Origin of the sequence: Rhodococcus sp. 15-2388-1-1a (assembly GCF_002259145.1) — a bacterium.
Lineage (GTDB): Bacteria > Actinomycetota > Actinomycetes > Mycobacteriales > Mycobacteriaceae > Rhodococcoides.
The window spans coordinates 122,444-138,878 of sequence record NZ_NPFP01000048.1 but is presented as its reverse complement, the minus strand read 5'-3'; the positions used below and the strand labels follow the sequence as shown (position 1 = coordinate 138,878).

Annotated in this window: 13 protein-coding genes; 6 read left to right on the top strand and 7 right to left on the bottom strand. The window is 66.1% G+C overall.

What is annotated here, in order from left to right; translation table 11 throughout:
- Positions 1–79: 79 nt before the first annotated feature.
- The 5 genes from ychF to edd all read right to left on the bottom strand — a co-directional run bounded on the left by ychF (position 80) and on the right by edd (position 4,895).
- Positions 80–1,159, bottom strand: a complete 1,080-nt coding sequence (ychF, locus tag CH302_RS27180; RefSeq protein WP_037191439.1) for a redox-regulated ATPase YchF — start codon at positions 1,157–1,159, stop codon at positions 80–82.
- Positions 1,160–1,171: 12 nt separating this feature from the next.
- On the bottom strand, positions 1,172–1,966 hold the full coding sequence (locus CH302_RS27175) for a TIGR03620 family F420-dependent LLM class oxidoreductase (RefSeq protein ID WP_037191436.1): 795 nt from the start codon (positions 1,964–1,966) through the stop codon (positions 1,172–1,174).
- Between the two features lie 48 nt (positions 1,967–2,014).
- On the bottom strand, positions 2,015–2,344 hold the full coding sequence (locus tag CH302_RS27170; protein ID WP_052047731.1) for a CD225/dispanin family protein: 330 nt from the start codon (positions 2,342–2,344) through the stop codon (positions 2,015–2,017).
- A gap of 79 nt (positions 2,345–2,423) precedes the next feature.
- The gene (eda, locus tag CH302_RS27165) at positions 2,424–3,041 is read right to left on the bottom strand and encodes a bifunctional 4-hydroxy-2-oxoglutarate aldolase/2-dehydro-3-deoxy-phosphogluconate aldolase (RefSeq protein WP_037191434.1); all 618 of its coding nucleotides are present in this window, start codon (positions 3,039–3,041) and stop codon (positions 2,424–2,426) included.
- A 30-nt stretch (positions 3,042–3,071) separates the two neighbouring features.
- Positions 3,072–4,895 carry a phosphogluconate dehydratase gene (gene edd / locus CH302_RS27160; RefSeq protein WP_037191432.1) on the bottom strand — a complete coding sequence of 608 codons (1,824 nt, stop codon included), beginning with the start codon at positions 4,893–4,895 and terminating at the stop codon, positions 3,072–3,074.
- A gap of 142 nt (positions 4,896–5,037) precedes the next feature.
- On the opposite strand from edd, the gene CH302_RS27155 reads away from it, so the two are divergent.
- The 6 genes from CH302_RS27155 to CH302_RS27130 all read left to right on the top strand — a co-directional run bounded on the left by CH302_RS27155 (position 5,038) and on the right by CH302_RS27130 (position 12,163).
- The gene (locus CH302_RS27155; RefSeq protein WP_037191431.1) at positions 5,038–6,219 is read left to right on the top strand and encodes an ROK family transcriptional regulator; all 1,182 of its coding nucleotides are present in this window, start codon (positions 5,038–5,040) and stop codon (positions 6,217–6,219) included.
- Between the two features lie 143 nt (positions 6,220–6,362).
- Positions 6,363–8,636, top strand: coding sequence for a carbon starvation CstA family protein (locus tag CH302_RS27150; protein WP_037191430.1), 2,274 nt, complete (start codon positions 6,363–6,365; stop codon positions 8,634–8,636).
- On the top strand, positions 8,637–8,807 hold the full coding sequence (locus CH302_RS27145; RefSeq protein WP_072692145.1) for a YbdD/YjiX family protein: 171 nt from the start codon (positions 8,637–8,639) through the stop codon (positions 8,805–8,807).
- 57 nt (positions 8,808–8,864) lie between these two features.
- Positions 8,865–10,331 carry a DNA-3-methyladenine glycosylase 2 family protein gene (locus tag CH302_RS27140; protein ID WP_037191429.1) on the top strand — a complete coding sequence of 489 codons (1,467 nt, stop codon included), beginning with the start codon at positions 8,865–8,867 and terminating at the stop codon, positions 10,329–10,331.
- Entirely contained in the window at positions 10,328–10,825 is a 498-nt protein-coding gene (locus tag CH302_RS27135) for a methylated-DNA--[protein]-cysteine S-methyltransferase (protein ID WP_037191427.1), read from the top strand. Before CH302_RS27140 ends, CH302_RS27135 begins: the two co-directional genes overlap by 4 nt.
- A gap of 51 nt (positions 10,826–10,876) precedes the next feature.
- A complete protein-coding gene (locus tag CH302_RS27130) occupies positions 10,877–12,163 on the top strand; it encodes an AI-2E family transporter (RefSeq protein ID WP_082323692.1) in 1,287 nt (428 codons plus the stop codon).
- On the opposite strand, the gene CH302_RS27125 is transcribed toward CH302_RS27130, so the two are convergent.
- A complete protein-coding gene (locus tag CH302_RS27125; protein ID WP_037191425.1) occupies positions 12,145–15,153 on the bottom strand; it encodes an AAA family ATPase in 3,009 nt (1,002 codons plus the stop codon). The two genes, CH302_RS27130 and CH302_RS27125, sit on opposite strands and share 19 nt — an antisense overlap.
- Positions 15,150–16,340, bottom strand: coding sequence for an exonuclease SbcCD subunit D (locus tag CH302_RS27120; protein WP_037191422.1), 1,191 nt, complete (start codon positions 16,338–16,340; stop codon positions 15,150–15,152). The genes CH302_RS27125 and CH302_RS27120 overlap by 4 nt, the downstream gene beginning before the upstream one ends.
- Between the last annotated feature and the right edge of the window lie 95 nt (positions 16,341–16,435).

Sequence of the window (16,435 nt, the reverse complement as noted above, 5' to 3'; positions counted from 1 at the left end):
CACCACAACTCGGGCGTCGTAGATGTGGTGGACGACACCCGATTTGCGTTGCGAGTGACAGCCAGAACGGCTGTTCGAGCTACACGTTGAAGCGGAACTCCACCACATCGCCGTCGGACATGACGTAGTCCTTGCCCTCGATGCGCACCTTGCCTGCAGCCTTGGCCGAGGCCATGGAACCTGCGGCGACGAGGTCGTCGAAGGAAACGATTTCGGCCTTGATGAAGCCGCGCTCGAAGTCGGTGTGAATGACGCCCGCTGCCTGGGGCGCGGTGTCACCCCGATGAATGGTCCACGCGCGAGCCTCTTTCGGGCCTGCGGTGAGGTAGGTCTGCAGGCCCAGAGTGTGGAAGCCGGCGCGAGCCAACGCGTCGAGACCGGGCTCGGTCTGTCCGACGGATTCGAGCAGTTCCGCTGCCGATTCCTTGTCGAGTTCGAGCAGCTCGGACTCGATCTTCGCGTCGAGGAACACCGCGTCGGCGGGAGCGACGAGGCGAGCGAGTTCGCCGATCTTCGCATCGTCGGTGAGCACCGACTCGTCGGCGTTGAAGACGTAGAGGAACGGCTTGGTGGTGAGCAGCTGGAATTCACCGAGCAGCTCGAAGTCCAGCTTCGCCTTGGCCGAGAACAGCGTCTTGCCGTCGTTCAGCACAGCCTGCGCTGCCAGCGCCGCGTCGAGTGCAGGCTTGCGATCCTTCTTGATCCGCACCTCTTTCTCGAGGCGCGGGATGGCCTTCTCGAGGGTCTGCAGATCGGCGATCGCGAGTTCGGTTTCGATGACCTCGATATCGGCGGTCGGGTCGACGCGACCGTCGACGTGCACCACATCGTCGTCGGCGAAGACACGAACGACCTGGCAGATGGCGTCGGCTTCACGAATGTTGGCGAGGAACTTGTTGCCCAGACCTGCGCCCTCGGACGCACCCTTGACGATGCCGGCGATATCGACGAACGACACCAGCGCAGGCACGAGCTTCTCCGAACCGAACACCTCGGCCAGCTTCCCGAGCCGGGGATCCGGCAGCGCGACCACACCGACGTTGGGCTCGATGGTGGCGAACGGATAGTTCGCGGCCAGCACATCGTTGTTGGTCAGTGCATTGAAGAGGGTGGACTTGCCGACGTTGGGCAGTCCGACGATTCCGAGGGTGAGGCTCACGGTCTATGGAGTCTACTTTGACGACACCACCAGCTCGGACAGTGCCCGGCCAGCAGCGATGCTCGACGCGCCGAGCGGCGCAAGAACGACGTGATCCGCCCCGGCCTCGTGGTGGGCGGCCACCCGCGAAGCGATCTTCTCGACGCTCCCCCACACCACCAGCGCGTCGACCAAACGGTCGCTGAGCTGGTCGACGTCGGCCCCTGTGAATCCCATGCGCAGAAAGTTCTGCCGATAGCCAGGGACGGTGGCGAGAAAGCTCAGCGGCTTCCGTGCCGCAGTACGGGCTCGATCCGGATCGGACTCCACGACGACGAACTGATCGACCACCAGCTCGGCCGTCCCCAGAGAGTGGCGCGCCTGCGCCGTCCACTCGGGCGCGACGAGCAGCCCGATCGCGCCGGCAGCGCGGTCTCTGGCCATCTCCAGCTTCTTCGGCCCGAGCGCCGCGAGCAGAATCCGATCCGACGGCACAGCCAACTCGTCGAGGTAGCGATGCAGCCCCGCCAATGGCCGCGCGGTTTGCGGCCCACCCAGCCCGAGGACGAAACGACCGCTGGGCGAGAGCTCGTCGAACAGCTTCCCTGTCTGCGCAGGCGAGTACACATCGACCGGCACGATGCCCGGAACGACGGTCGCTGTCTCGGTCGCCCGAACCAGATCGGTCAGCCTGCCGAGTCGATCGATTTGCCCGCCCGGCAGCCAGAACGAGGTGAACCCGAGTGTCTCCAACTCGCGCACGTCGTCGAGATACGACGGCGATACGTCGATGGAAATGCCGAGTCTGCCGAGGCCGAGTGTGTCCATGCCCGCGACGCTAGAACCTCGAGTTATGTCGAGGTCAAGGGTCGGGACCTAGTACGAGTTGGCGACGACCAGTGCAATGAAGGCGAAGTACAGAACTATGAGGACGACGAATATCCCCAGCGACAGTTTCCCGAAGAACCCGGCACGATTCGACGAGTAGAGCGCGCCCTGAGCGTCACCCATCATCCACAGCGGGTACACCTTCAGTGCGTGATTGAACGCCGGGATGGCCAACGGCCAGAAGAAGATGATGGCGACCACGGCCCATCCCGCATTGGACGACGGCAGAGTCGGTGCCTGCACATAGGGCTGCGCTGCCGGATAAGGCTGCTGGGTCTGCTGGAACTCCGACTGCTCGTACGGATTCGACATGATCATTTCCCCCGATTGTTCGATGACGGACAGCTAGTTGGACGCTGCACCGACCCGTTGGGTTCCATCGCCGGAGACGGGAATCTCAGACCAGTTCGGCCGTAGCTGTCGCGAGAGCGACGATGGCATCCCAATCTTGTTCTGCTACAGCCGCGGCCGGAGTGAGCCACGATCCCCCGACGCATCCGACATTCGGCAGAGCCAGGTATGCCGACGCATTGGCGGTCGAGATGCCACCCGTCGGGCAGAAGCGTGCGGCCGGGATCGGCGAGTGGATCGACTTCAAGAAATTCGCACCACCGGATGCTTCGGCGGGGAAGAACTTGAGCTCGGTGTAGCCGGCTTCGAGGAGGGTGAGCACCTCGGACACCGTTGCGGCACCGGGCAGATGCGGTAATCCGGTATCTCGCATGGCCTTCGTCAGGGAAGGCGTGCAGCCCGGCGACACCAGGAACTGAGCGCCCGCGTCGGCGGCCTGCTTGGCCTGGCCGGGAGTGATGATGGTGCCGGCACCGACGAGGATCTCGGGGACCTCCGCTGCGATGCGCTCGATGGCGTCGAGCGCCACCGGAGTCCGCAACGTCAGCTCGATGACGGGCACTCCGCCCGCCACCAGGGCGCGGGCGATCGGAACGGCATGATCGAGGTTCTCGATGACAACGACGGGGATGACGGGCACACGGTCGAGCAGAGATGCAGTCACGTTCTTACCTTCTTCTGGAGTTACAGGGACTCAGCGCATGACGAACATCGCGCCCTCGTCGGCAGGGCCGACGAGCGCACGCATGCCCGAGAACAGATCACGACCGGTGCTCGACCACTCGTCGGCGTCCAACACTCGACCGGTGACCGGCCGGGCCTCGAACTCGGCCAGCGGTACGTCGATCGACAATGTGCCACCGAGGGAATCGAGGGTGATCATGTCACCGTCGAGAATTTTCGCAATCGGCCCACCGCTCGCGGCCTCGGGCGTCAGGTGAATTGCCGCCGCGACTTTGCCGGAGGCACCGGACATCCGGCCGTCCGTGATCAGCGCGACGGACCGCCCCTTGTCCTGCAGGATTCCGAGAGCCGGGGTCAGCTTGTGCAACTCGGGCATACCGTTGGCCTTCGGGCCCTGATAACGCAGCACGGCAACGAAGTCGCCGTCGAGAAGCCCTGCGTCGAACGCCTCGAGGAAATCGGCTTGATCGTCGAAGACTCGCGCCGGTCCGGTGACCACGCGGTGTTCGGGTGCCAGTGCAGAAGTCTTGATGACGCACTTTCCGATCGGACCGGTCAGCATCTTCAGTCCGCCGTCGGCACTGAACGGCTCGTTCGCGCCACGTAACACGGTGTCGTCGTGGCTCATCCGAGTACCGTCCTGCCACATCACCCCGTCGCCGTCGAGCTTCGGCTCCTGCGTGTAGCGCCGCAGACCCGGCCCGGCAACGGTTTTCACATCCTCGTGCATCAACCCGGCATCGAGCAGAGACCCGATGACGAACCCGAGTCCACCGGCCGCGTGGAAGTGATTCACGTCGGCCTTGCCGTTCGGGTAGATCCGGGCCATCAGCGGCACAACGGCCGACAGGTCGGACAGGTCCTGCCAGGTCAACGTAATTCCGGCGGCCTTCGCGATGGCGACGAGGTGCATCGTGTGATTGGTCGAGCCGCCGGTGGCCAGCAGTGCAACGCAGCCGTTGACGATCGACTTGACGTCGACGACCTCCCCCACCGGGGTGTAGTTGTCCCCGAGAGACGTCAGACCGGTGACGACGTGGGCGGCCTCGCGGGTCAATGCGTCGCGCATCGCGGTTCCGGGGTTGACGAACGACGAGCCGGGCAGATGCAGGCCCATGACCTCCATGAGCAGCTGGTTGGAATTGGCCGTTCCGAAGAATGTGCACGTGCCACTGCCGTGATACGACGCAGCCTCGGCGTCCAGTAGTGCTTCTCGGCCAACCTTGCCCTCGGCGTAGAGCTGGCGCGCTTTTGCCTTCTCCCCGTTGGGAAGTCCGGAGGTCATCGGCCCAGCGGGCACGAACACCGCAGGCAGATGGCCGAAACTCAGTGCGCCGATGAGCATTCCGGGGACGATCTTGTCGCACACCCCGAGCATCAAGGTGGCGTCGAACATGTCGTGGGACAACGCAATTGCCGTCGACATCGCAATGATGTCCCGACTGAACAGAGACAGCTGCATGCCGTCGCGGCCCTGGGTGATGCCGTCGCACATGGCGGGGACGCCACCGGCGAACTGCGCGATGCCGCCCGCATCGATGACCGATTTCTTCAGCACGGCCGGGTACGTCTCGAACGGCTTGTGCGCCGAGAGCATGTCGTTGTAGGCGGAGACGATCGCGATGTTGGGTTTGACCATGCCGCGCAGCGCCTGCTTGTCGGCCTTACCGGAGGCCGCGAAGCCGTGGGCGATGTTGGCGCAGGCGAGTCGGCCACGGGCCGGGCCCTGATCCCCGGCAGCAGCGATTCGAGCGAGATATGTGGTGCGGTCGGACTGGCTGCGGTCTGCGATGCGGTCGGTGACCTGACGCAGGACCGGATGAAGTGTGTCCATGAGTATCTCCGATGTTCGGTCTCTCACGACCCAGCCTAAAGCCGGTTAGGTCCATCAGCAACCCAACTTATGCTTTTCGAAGTCATAAGTGACACTTCTTAGGCTGTTGCCGTAAAAGTTGCCAGTTGGTTGAATGGCGTCTATGTCCATGCCGCGCCTGACCGCTCCACCTGCGACGGCAGGTGAGATCTTCGCTCTCGTGCGCGACAGAGACGCCGAAACCCGCGCGGAACTCGGACGGATCACCGGCCTCTCCCGATCGGCCGTTGCCTCCCGCGTCGCCGCGCTCACCGAGCTCGGCTTGGTCATCGAAACCGAGGACACTCAGTCGACCGGCGGTAGGCCCCCGGCGAGACTGTCCTTCGACATCGACGCGGGTGTCGTGCTCGCCGCCGCGATCGGACGCAGCCGCTCCCAACTGGGCGTCTTCACCCTCGGCGGTGAGTTGCTCGCGAGCGACACCGTCGACCAGGAGATCGGCGTCGGACCGGACGAGCTGATGCCGCAGATCACCAAGCGGCTGCAGGTACTTCTCGAGGAGTCGCACCGAACCGGACATCGCATCCTCGGGGTCGGGCTGTCCATCCCCGGCACCGCCGACACCGCCAGAGGTTGCAGCCTGGACTCGCCGATCATGCACGGCTGGGACGGGGTGCCGCTCGCACCGTTCTTCGCCGACACCACGTCGGCTCCGGTGTTTCTCGACAACGACGCCAACGCGATGGTGCTGGCCGAACGCCGCGACAATCGAGATCGCTTCCAGAACGCCCTGTTGGTCAAGGCCTCGACGGGTCTCGGAGCCGGGATCGTCGCCGGCGGCGCACTGCAGCGCGGATCATTGGGCGCTGCAGGCGAATTCGGCCACACCAAGACCGCAGCAGCCGCAGGGGTCGCGTGCAGGTGCGGCGACAGCGGCTGCCTCGAGGCCATCGCGGGTGGCTGGGCTCTGGTGCGCGCACTGAACGAGCAGGGCCGCGAAGTCGGCCACGTGCGCGGCGTCGTCGACCTCGCGGTCAGCGGTGACCCCGAAGCGCGCAGACTCATCCGCGACAGCGGACGCCACATCGGCGAAACCCTGGCCGGGGCCGTCAACCTGCTCAACCCCGAGGTACTCATCATCGGCGGCGACATGGCGAACGCCTACGACATCTTCGTCGCAGGACTGCGCGAGACCGTCTACGGCAACGCCACCGCGCTCGCCACCAAAGCACTGACCATCCAGGCCACCACCCACGGCGACCTGTCGGGTGTCATCGGCAGCGCAGCGCTGGTGTTGGATCAGGTGCTCAGCGCCCGGGCCGTCGACGAGGCTCTCGGTAGCTGACCACGGGGATGCGTCGTCGCCCCCTCCGCTCGTCGCACTCCAGCGACCGCCGGGCGCACGACGATGTGCCGATTCGAGGACGCACACCCGCGGCGCACATAGGGTGATCGCAGTCACAAACTGCGAGCATGGAGACCCCACACATGTCATTGAAAGCGCCCGACGATCCACACGTCGAATTGCTGAAGACCGACCCCGACCTCCCACCCGTCGGGGTCGTCGACTCTCATCCCATGACGCCGATCAAGCGTCTGATGCTCGTTGCCATCGGCCTACTCGGCGGTGTCGCGTGGACGATCATCGCGATCGTCCGCGGAGAGAACCCCAACGCCGTTTGGTTCGTCATCGCCGCGGTGTGTACGTACATCTTCGCTTTTCGCTTCTACGCCAGGCTGATCGAACGCAAGATCGTCTTCCCACGCGACGACAGAGCGACACCGGCCGAGATCCTGGAAAACGGCAAGGACTACATGCCGACGGACCGTCGGGTGCTGTTCGGCCACCACTTCGCCGCGATCGCCGGAGCAGGCCCGCTCGTCGGCCCCGTCCTCGCCGCTCAGATGGGCTACCTGCCCGGCACCATGTGGATCATCATCGGCGTCGTGTTCGCCGGTGCCGTACAGGACTTCCTGGTGCTGTGGATCTCGACGCGTCGGCACGGCCGCAGCCTCGGCCAGATGGCCCGCGACGAACTCGGCGTCGTCGGCGGCACCGCCGCTCTGGTCGCGGTGTTCGTCATCATGATCATCCTCATCGCGGTGCTCGCGCTCGTCGTCGTCAACGCACTCGCCGAAAGCCCGTGGGGCGTCTTCTCCATTGCACTGACCATTCCGATCGCACTCTTCATGGGCGTCTACCTGCGCTTCCTGCGACCGGGCAACGTCACCGAGGTCTCGCTCATCGGCGTCGTACTGCTCCTGCTCGCCATCGTCGCCGGCGGCTGGGTTGCCGAAACCGACTGGGGCACCGATTGGTTCACCCTCTCCAAGGTCACCGTCGCGTGGCTGCTGATCGGCTACGGCCTGCTCGCCTGCATCCTGCCTGTCTGGCTGCTGCTGGCACCTCGCGACTACCTGTCGACGTTCATGAAGGTCGGCACCATCGCTCTGCTGGCCGTGGGCATTCTCATCGCACGTCCCGAAATCCAGATGCCTGCGATGACAACCTTCGCCACCGAAGGCAACGGACCGGCGTTCGCGGGATCGCTGTTCCCGTTCCTGTTCATCACCATCGCCTGCGGTGCGCTGTCCGGCTTCCACGCTCTGATCTCCTCCGGCACCACGCCGAAGTTGCTCGAGAAGGAAAAGCAGATGCGCATGATCGGCTACGGCGGCATGCTCACCGAGTCGTTCGTCGCCATCATGGCTCTGATCACCGCATGTGTCCTCGATCAGCACATCTACTTCGCACTGAATGCTCCGGCCACCCTGACCGGCGGCACTCCCGAGACCGCAGCGACCTACGTCAACGGACTGGGACTGAGCGGCGGCGACATCACCCCCGCCGAACTGAGCCAGGCCGCAACCGATGTGGGTGAGGAATCGATCATCTCCCGCACCGGCGGCGCACCGACACTCGCGTTCGGCATGTCCGAGGTACTGCACCAGGTGTTCGGCGGCGAATCACTCAAGTCGTTCTGGTACCACTTCGCGATCATGTTCGAGGCATTGTTCATCCTCACCACGGTCGACGCAGGCACCCGCGTCGCACGCTTCATGCTCTCCGACAGCATCGGCAACCTGCCCGGAGCCTCGGCCAAGAAGTTCAAGGATCCGTCGTGGCGTCCCGGCGCCTGGATCTGCTCGCTGATTGTCGTCGCAGCCTGGGGCGCAATCCTTCTCATGGGCGTCACCGACCCGCTGGGCGGCATCAACACCCTGTTCCCGCTGTTCGGTATCGCCAACCAGCTTCTCGCCGCCATCGCATTGACGGTGGTGATGGTCATCGTCGTCAAGCGTGGCCTCTACAAGTGGGCCTGGATTCCCGGGGTTCCGCTGGCGTGGGACCTCATCGTCACCATGACGGCGTCGTACCAGAAGATCTTCTCCTCCGTCCCGGCCATCGGCTACTGGACTCAGCACTCGCAGTTCCGCGACGCCAAGGCTCAGGGGCTCACCGAATTCGGCAGCGCCAAGACCCCCGAGGCCATCGACGCCGTCATCCGCAACACCTTCATTCAGGGCACGCTGTCGATCATCTTCGCGGTGCTCGTCCTGGTCGTCGTGTTCGCCGGAGTGTGGGTGTGCATCAAGGCAGTTCGAGGAGACACCTTGCCCGACAACGAGGAGCCCGAGGTGCCGTCGAAGATCTTCGGCCCCACCGGTTTCGTCCTCACCCCGGCCGAGAAGAAGATTCAGGCCGAATGGGACGAGCTGATCGAGGCGGGCACCGTCCGTCGCCCCGGATCGGCGCATTAGATGCGGGGCCTGTGGTGGTGGATCACCTCGGTGATGGGCGACCACGATTACGACCGCTACGTCGCCCATCTGGCCCGCCACCACCCGGGCCAGGAACCACCGACCGTGCGGCAGTACTGGAAGGACCGGCACGCGGAGGCGGACCGAAACCCGGGGGCTCGGTGCTGCTGACACGGTGATGTCCGATTTCCGCTAGCACCGACGCGTCCGCGCTGACACAGTAGGTGCATGAGCAGTGAACGGCAGGTGCAAGAACTGGACTTCGATCGGTGTTATCGCGCGGTCTCCTCGCGCGACGCACGGTTCGACGGCCAGTTCTTCACCGCCGTCTCCACCACCGGCATCTACTGCCGACCCTCCTGCCCGGCCCGCACCCCCAAGCCGGGCAACGTCTCGTTTCTGGCCACCGCAGCGGCGGCCCAACAATCCGGCTACCGCGCCTGCCGCCGCTGCCAGCCCGACGCCACCCCCGGTTCCCCACGCTGGAACATCCACTCGGACCTCAGTTCTCGCGCCATGCGGCTGATCTCCGATGGAGCCGTCGAACGCGGTGGCGTCGACGGCCTCGCCAGCACCCTCGGCTACTCGACCCGGCAGCTGACCCGCGTGCTCACGGCCGAGGTCGGTGCAGGACCGCTCGCCCTGGCCCGCGCGCACCGCGCTCACACCGCCCGCACGCTGATTCAGACCACCGACATGTCGATGGCCGACATCGCCTTCGCGGCCGGCTTCTCCAGCGTCAGGCAATTCAACGACACCATCAAGGAAGTCTTCGCAGTCGACCCGTCGACATTGCGTCGAGAAGCACACCGCACCGCCGTACCGACCGCGGGCGGAACCGTCACTCTGCGATTGCCGTACCGACCACCGCTGGACCGCGGCTGGATCGAGTGGTTCCTTCGAGGCCACGTGGTCGAGGGCATCGAGTTCTTCGCCGAGGACGGCGAATACGTACGTTCCCTGCGACTGCCGCACGCAGCCGGGCTCGTCGCACTACGGGTGATGGACGGATTCGTCAGCGCGGCAGTGACATTGCAGGACATGCGAGACCTGGCCCCTGCCGTCGCCCGAATCCGCCACCTGCTCGATCTCGACGCCGACCCACTCGCCGTCGACGACGCACTGCGCTCGGACCCGCAGTTGGCACCGAGCGTCGACGCCCACCCGGGCATCCGCGCACTGGGTGTGGTCGACGGCGCAGAGATGTTGCTGCGCACAGTGATCGGGCAGCAGATCTCGCTGAAGGCTGCGGCCACCCACACCGCCCGGCTCGTCGACGCTCTCGGTGCACCGGTCGATCTCGGCAACGACACCGTCACCAGATTGTTTCCCGAACCGGCCGTCATTGCCGAACGCGGTCACGAGGTTCTCACCGGACCGGCCGCCCGTGTGCAGACCGTCATCCGCGTCGCCGACGCCATCGCGTCGGGAACCGTCGTGCTGCATCCCGCGCGAGAAGGGCCGGAACTGGAGCGAGAACTGCTCGCGCTCAAAGGAATCGGACCCTGGACCGCCCGGTACGTCGTGATGCGCCTGCTCGGTGATCCCGATGTTCTGCTCGATACCGATCTCGTCGTCCGCCAAGGTGCTCAGGCACTCGGCATCTCGTTGAACGATTCCGCCCGCTGGGCTCCGTGGCGTTCGTACGTCTCGATGCACCTGTGGGTCACCGCACTGGAAAGAAGACAGCCATGACAGCCACCGCCGCCACCCAGGACACCCCGATCGGGCCGTTCAGCACCATCGTCGACGAAGATCAGCGCGTGCTCGCGTCCGGCTGGACCGCCGACGTCGAAGAACTCCGCGTCCTGATCCACCCGACGATGCGACCCGACAGCGTGCGCACCGCGGCCGATCTCGGCAATGTGACGCGCGCCGTCGAGAACTATCACCGCGGTGAGCTGACCGTCATCGACTCCGTTGCCGTCGCGCAACGATCCGGCGAATTTCTCATGCATGCCTGGGGCGTCCTGCGCACCGTCGAACCCGGTGCGCCGGTGACCTACTCCCAGTTCGCAGAACTGTCCGGCAGACCGGCAGCAATCCGCGGTGCTGCGTCGGCATGCGCTCGCAACGCTGCCGCGCTGTTCGTGCCGTGCCACCGGGTGGTTCGAATCGGCGGGGCTCTCGGCGGTTTCCGCTGGGGACTGCCCGTCAAGGAATGGCTGTTGGCACACGAGGCGGCCTGACCGGCCTCGCCTTGGACGGCGGTGGCACACAGCTGGGCAGGCCGAGACGTTATGGTTCTTCACGATCCGCCATCCGCCGAATGTGAGGAAGCCACAGTGACCGAATCGGCAGTGCCCGGTAGTACGTCGAAGTCCAAGACGTCCGGCAGTGATCGTGGTGACCTCATCGGGGTCGGCGGCCTGTGGCTGGCCAAGTGGTCGCTGATCCTCATCTCGATCGCAGCCGGGGCGTGGGTGTTGGGCTGGCTGATCGGGCACCTCTGGGTGATCCTGCTGCCGGTCCTGCTCGCCGTGATCGTCGCGACGGTGCTGTGGCCGCCGGCGAAGCTGATGATGCGTCTGGGATCTCCGCCCGCCCTGGCCGCGTCGGTATCGCTCGTGGTGTTCTTCGTCGTCATCGGCGGCATCATCACCTTGATCGTTCCGTCGGTCGCCGAGCAGGCACCGGAGTTGGTCGACCAGGCATCGGGCGGTATCGCGCAGGTACAGGACTGGTTGAAGGGGCCGCCGCTGAACATCGGCGACGACCAGATCGACTCGGCCGTGTCGGCGATCGTGTCGCGTCTACAGGACAGCGGCGAGGTCATCGCCACCGGCGTGTTCACCGGCGTATCCGCCGCAGGCTCGCTGCTGGTCACCCTGGCGCTGGTGTTGGTGCTGACGTTCTTCTTCGTCAAGGACGGACCGAAGTTCCTGCCGTGGCTGCACGGGTTCTCCGGCGGCCGCGCCGGAACCCATCTGGGCGAGGTGCTCTCGCGGATGTGGGGGACCCTCGGCGGATTCATCCGAACTCAGGCCATCGTCAGTTTCATCGATGCATTCTTCATCGGTCTCGGACTGGTCATTCTCGGCGTTCCGCTGGCCCTGGTACTGGCGACCCTGACGTTCATCGGTGGCTTCATTCCGATCGTCGGCGCGTTCGTCGCGGGCGCACTCGCCGTCCTCGTGGCCCTGGTCGCAAACGGGCTCACCACGGCGCTGATCGTGCTCGCCATCATCGTCGCGGTGCAGCAGTTGGAAGGCAATGTGCTGCAGCCCATTCTGCAGAGTCGCAGCATGAACCTGCATCCGGCGATCGTGCTGCTCGCCGTGACGGCCGGCAGCTCGTTGTTCGGCATCATCGGCGCGTTCCTCGCCGTCCCGGCTGCCGCGGTTGCCGCCGTGCTGATCAGGTACCTGTCCGAGCAGATCGACGCGCGCTCGAACGAACCGGATCAGGACGAACTCGAAGACGAAATCCCGCCGCCCGAGGGACTGACCGACGAACAGGCCGGCCTCGACGACCAGGACGAGTCGAAGTCGGACAAGCAGGCGTCAGGTCAGGACGCAACGACCTGAAGCGTCGAACCGGTGCGCTCACGCTTGACGTGGAGGCGGCTGGGAATGCGTTGACGCATCTCGTCGACGTGGCTGACGACGCCGACGACGCGTCCGCCTGCACGTAGTTCGTCGAGAACCGCCATCACCGATTCGAGGGTGTCGGCGTCGAGCGTGCCGAATCCTTCGTCGATGAACATGGTGTCGAGGACGACACCGCCGGATTCGGCGGCCACGACATCGGCGAGGCCCAACGCGAGCGAGAGCGACGCGAGGAACGCCTCACCGCCCGACAGGGTCTTGGCCGAGCGCACGACGCCGGTGTAGTCGTCCCGAATGTCCAGTCCGAGACCGCCCCGCTTGCCGCGGACGCCGGCCTCGTCGGAGTGCACGAATTCGTAGCGCCCCGAGGACATTCGACGCAGCCGCGCGGAGGCGGACTCGGCGACGTCCTCGAGGCGCGACGCGAGGACGTACGAGCGCAACGACATCTTGCGAGCATTCTGCCCCCGCCCTGCCACCACGTCCGCGAGGTTGGCGAGCTCGTCGAATTCGGCACGTTGTGGCGCGATGGCCTGGGCCGCGGTGAACAGTTCGGCGATCAGCCGTTCCAGATCATCTGCGCGCCTTCGACATTCAGCCACCCCCGCGGCGGCCGCCCGGACCGCGTCGTCCAGCTCGGCGCACGCCTGCTCCAACGGACCCAGATCCACCGGCGGCCGACCGGCCACGTCGACGATGGCGGGCTCGCGCAACACGTGCTCGGCATGCGCACGCGCCTCCTCGGCGGTGCGCAGCTCGGTCTCGATCTGCTCGACGCGGTCGGCGGCCAACACTGCCCCGGCCGCAGCGTCGACGGACTCGAAGCTCGACGCCTCCACCCGTCGGTCCAGTTCGGCTGCCAGTGCATCGGCCCGCGCAGTGGCGTCGAGCCAGGCGATGCGCGCCTCCTGAATTCGCCGGGCACCGTCGATCAAGGCCTCCCGCTCCGAGATTCGGTCTGCCAGCGACGCGCCCTCGTTCACTTCCTCGGCCACCGACGCACGCATCTTCGCCAGCGATTCCTCGGTGGCCGAGATGCGCTCGTCCACGGCACCACGCGAGGCGACCAGGTCGTGGAGCGTGACCGTCAGCGCGTCCGATTCGCTCCGCAGGCGATCGAGTTCCGCGGTTGCCGGTTCGACATCGGCGGCACGCGCGCGGGCGTCCCGCAGTGCGGCGGTCGCGGCATCGAGCATCTGGGTCAACTCCGCAGCGGAGGCCCCACCGGTGCGGTCGTGCAGCAGATCCACGTCCCGTTGCGCTCGAGCGACAACCGCGACCGCGTGATCGAGCGCAGCGGCGGCCTTGCGTTCTGCAGCGGCGGCCTTGTCTTCCTGTGCCCTGGTCACCGTCGACGTCGACGGTGCAGCGGGATGCGGGTGCACCTCCGATCCGCACACGACACAGGGCTCGCCCGCTTCCAGACGCGCCGCCAACTCGGCAGCCATCCCGTCGATGCGTCGCTCACGGAGGTCGAGCAGGTGCGACCGGGCTGTGTTGTGGGCTGCTCCTGCGGTGTCTCGGGCACGTTCGGCCTCGGCCAGAGTCGCTCGCTTGCGTACCAGTTCGAGTGCAGACTCGGCTGCCACGCGGGCGCGACTGCAGCGCTCCTCGAGGCCGGGCAACTCTGCCGCAGCCGAGGAGGCTCGTGCCATCCGTGATTCGACCGCGGCGATCTGCTCGGGCATCGAGGCCTGCAATTGCACGGTGCGTTCGATCGCCGCTGCGGTAGTGCGCTGCTGCGCACGATAATCGGCGAGGGTGCCGTCGAGTCGATCGGCTTCACGGGCGAGACCGAGCAGGGACTGCAACCGCGCGACATCGGTGGTCCAGTCACGCACGAACTGTGCAACGACCGTGCGCTCGGCCGACGGATCCGCCGGCGCGGGTGGCCAATGCAGCGCGGCGTGGAAGCGTTGTCCCTCCGCCGTCGTCGGTAGCGCACGCTCCGCCGCCGCGAGTGCGGAGGTTGCGGCGTCGGTGGCGAGGCGTGCCAGGCGGAGGTCTGCGACAGTGGCCGCGATCGGCCCTGCGGCCGCGGAATCGGCGAGCTCGCTTCGGCGTGCTGCTCGTGCCGTCTCGCTCTCCCGGTACTGCGCGAGCTGACCCTCGGCGAGAGTACGTCGCCGCTGCAGATCGAGAACGGTGGTGGCCTTCGCCAGAGCTGCCGACGCACGCCGAGCTGCCGCGTCGATCAGTACCGCCCGACCTTGTGCGAGGGTCCGATTCTGCCGGGCATCGTCGAGGACGTCGGCCGCCCATTCGAGCGGGTCCGGCTGCTCGCTGTCCTCGCCCTCGGGCTCGGGCACTCCCGACGCCTGCGACACCCGGCCGAGCATGATGTCGATGGCGTGGTGGGCGTCGGCGAGCTCGGCGGCGAGCTCCCGGCGGCGCTGTGCGAACCACTCTTCGACATCACCGAATCGGCCTGTGTCGAAGAGCCTTTCGAGCAGATTGCCGCGTTCGTCGCTGTCGGCTCGGAGGAATCGCGCGAACTCACCCTGCGGCAACAGCACCACCTGGAAGAACTGATCGGCACTCATCCCGAGCAGCGCGTTGACGGCGTCGCCGATCTCGCTGAGCCGGGTGAGGTTCTGTCCTCGGCCGTCGAGCCAGGTGAGACTGGCCTTGGCGTGTTGCTTGGTGGTGCCCGTGCTGCGGAGCTTGGGCCGCAGGAACTCCGGACTGCGCACTATTCTGATGCGCCGCCCACCGAGTGTCGCCTCCAACGTGACCTGTGGCACCGCACCCTTGGCTGCGTGATCGGACAGCAGGCGCTTGCCCTCCCGACGAGCTCCGGGCACAGTTCCGTACAGCGCGAACGCCACCGCGTCGAGCACCGTCGTCTTGCCGGCTCCGGTCTGACCGTGCAGCAGGAAGAGCCCGTCGGCCCCCAGTGCGTCGAAGTCCACCGTCTCGGTGCCCGCGAAGGGGCCGAAGGCGGTGATCTCGAGCGAATGCAGCCTCATGCAGCACCGCGGTCGGCTGTGGTGGCCGTCCCGCGGGTGGCCTCGGTCTCGCGTTGCACGGTGGCCAGAGCGCGAGCCAGGAGCGCGGACTCCGCTGCCGTCGGCACGCTGCGCATGTCCGTCACGAACGAGGTGGCGATGTCGAGATCGCTACGGCCGCGCACACGGTCGCGGTAGCGAAGCTCGCCGGATCCCTCGGGGCGACGCCATTCCAGATGGATCGCGTGCGGGAAACGCTGCTGCAGCGCGCGCATTGCGTCCACCGGACGTACCTCGTCGGTGAGCACGGCGGAGACGTAATGATCCTCGAACTCGCAATACGCTGTGTCCGTTGTCAATTCCTCTACCGTGCCTTCGATGCGGGCGAGTCCGCGCACCACCGGCAGATCGACGCGCTCGACACTGCCGAGCCCGTCCGCGTCGAGATCGAGAATCCATACCGCCTTGCGATGCGACCGCTCACCGAACGAATACGGCAGGGGGGAACCGGAGTACCGCACCCGGTCGCTGAGGATCTGGGGCGAATGCAGATGTCCGAGCGCCACGTAGTCGACACCGTCGAACGCCGACGCCGGTGCAGTTTCGATGCCGCCGGAGGAAATCGATCGCTCCGATCCGGTCGCCTCACCGCCGACGATGAAAGCGTGGGCGAGCACGACCGAGCGAACATGTTGCCCTGCTTCGCTTCTCGTCGCGAGGTCGCCGCGTACCCGATCCATCGCGGCATCGAGCACCTCGGCATGAGTACGCGCAGTGGGAACGTCGAGTTCGAGGCGAGTGGTTTCGGGCTCGAGGTACGGAATGCCGTAGAACGCAACGGAGCCGTGCTCGTCCTCGATGACGACCGGAGTGGCGACGTCGCCCACCCGCGTCATCAGATGCAGCCCTCCTGCCGAGGCGAAAGCAGCGCCTGCGCCCAGCCGCGCGGGTGAATCGTGGTTTCCCGACGTCGCGACGATCACCGCACCGGCCGCTCTGATCGCCTCCAGCCCGCGATTGCAGACCAGGACGGCGTCGGCGCTGGGAACAGCGCGGTCGTAGATGTCGCCCGGCACCACCACCACGTCGATCGATTGTGCCGCAACCAGTTCCGCGATGGACCCAAGCACAGCGCCCTGATCGGCCAACAGGTCGACACCGTGAAAGGTGCGACCGATGTGCCAGTCCGAGGTGTGCAGGATTCTCATGCGTTCGACGCTATCGGGAACCACCGACAAACTCCCCGAGGTGCCTCGGCCTGTCGGACGTGAGCTCGGTCCACAGGCTTCGCGCACCGAAGTTG

Coding starts and splice junctions, on each gene's coding strand:
- CH302_RS27175 (WP_037191436.1), bottom strand. CDS start 1,966: ATGGACACACTCGGCCTCGGCAGACTCGGCATTTCCATCGACGTATCG.
- CH302_RS27170 (WP_052047731.1), bottom strand. CDS start 2,344: ATGATCATGTCGAATCCGTACGAGCAGTCGGAGTTCCAGCAGACCCAG.
- edd (WP_037191432.1), bottom strand. CDS start 4,895: ATGGACACACTTCATCCGGTCCTGCGTCAGGTCACCGACCGCATCGCA.
- CH302_RS27155 (WP_037191431.1), top strand. CDS start 5,038: ATGTCCATGCCGCGCCTGACCGCTCCACCTGCGACGGCAGGTGAGATC.
- CH302_RS27150 (WP_037191430.1), top strand. CDS start 6,363: ATGTCATTGAAAGCGCCCGACGATCCACACGTCGAATTGCTGAAGACC.
- CH302_RS27145 (WP_072692145.1), top strand. CDS start 8,637: ATGCGGGGCCTGTGGTGGTGGATCACCTCGGTGATGGGCGACCACGAT.
- CH302_RS27140 (WP_037191429.1), top strand. CDS start 8,865: ATGAGCAGTGAACGGCAGGTGCAAGAACTGGACTTCGATCGGTGTTAT.
- CH302_RS27135 (WP_037191427.1), top strand. CDS start 10,328: ATGACAGCCACCGCCGCCACCCAGGACACCCCGATCGGGCCGTTCAGC.
- CH302_RS27130 (WP_082323692.1), top strand. CDS start 10,877: ATGGTTCTTCACGATCCGCCATCCGCCGAATGTGAGGAAGCCACAGTG.
- CH302_RS27125 (WP_037191425.1), bottom strand. CDS start 15,153: ATGAGGCTGCATTCGCTCGAGATCACCGCCTTCGGCCCCTTCGCGGGC.
- CH302_RS27120 (WP_037191422.1), bottom strand. CDS start 16,340: ATGAGAATCCTGCACACCTCGGACTGGCACATCGGTCGCACCTTTCAC.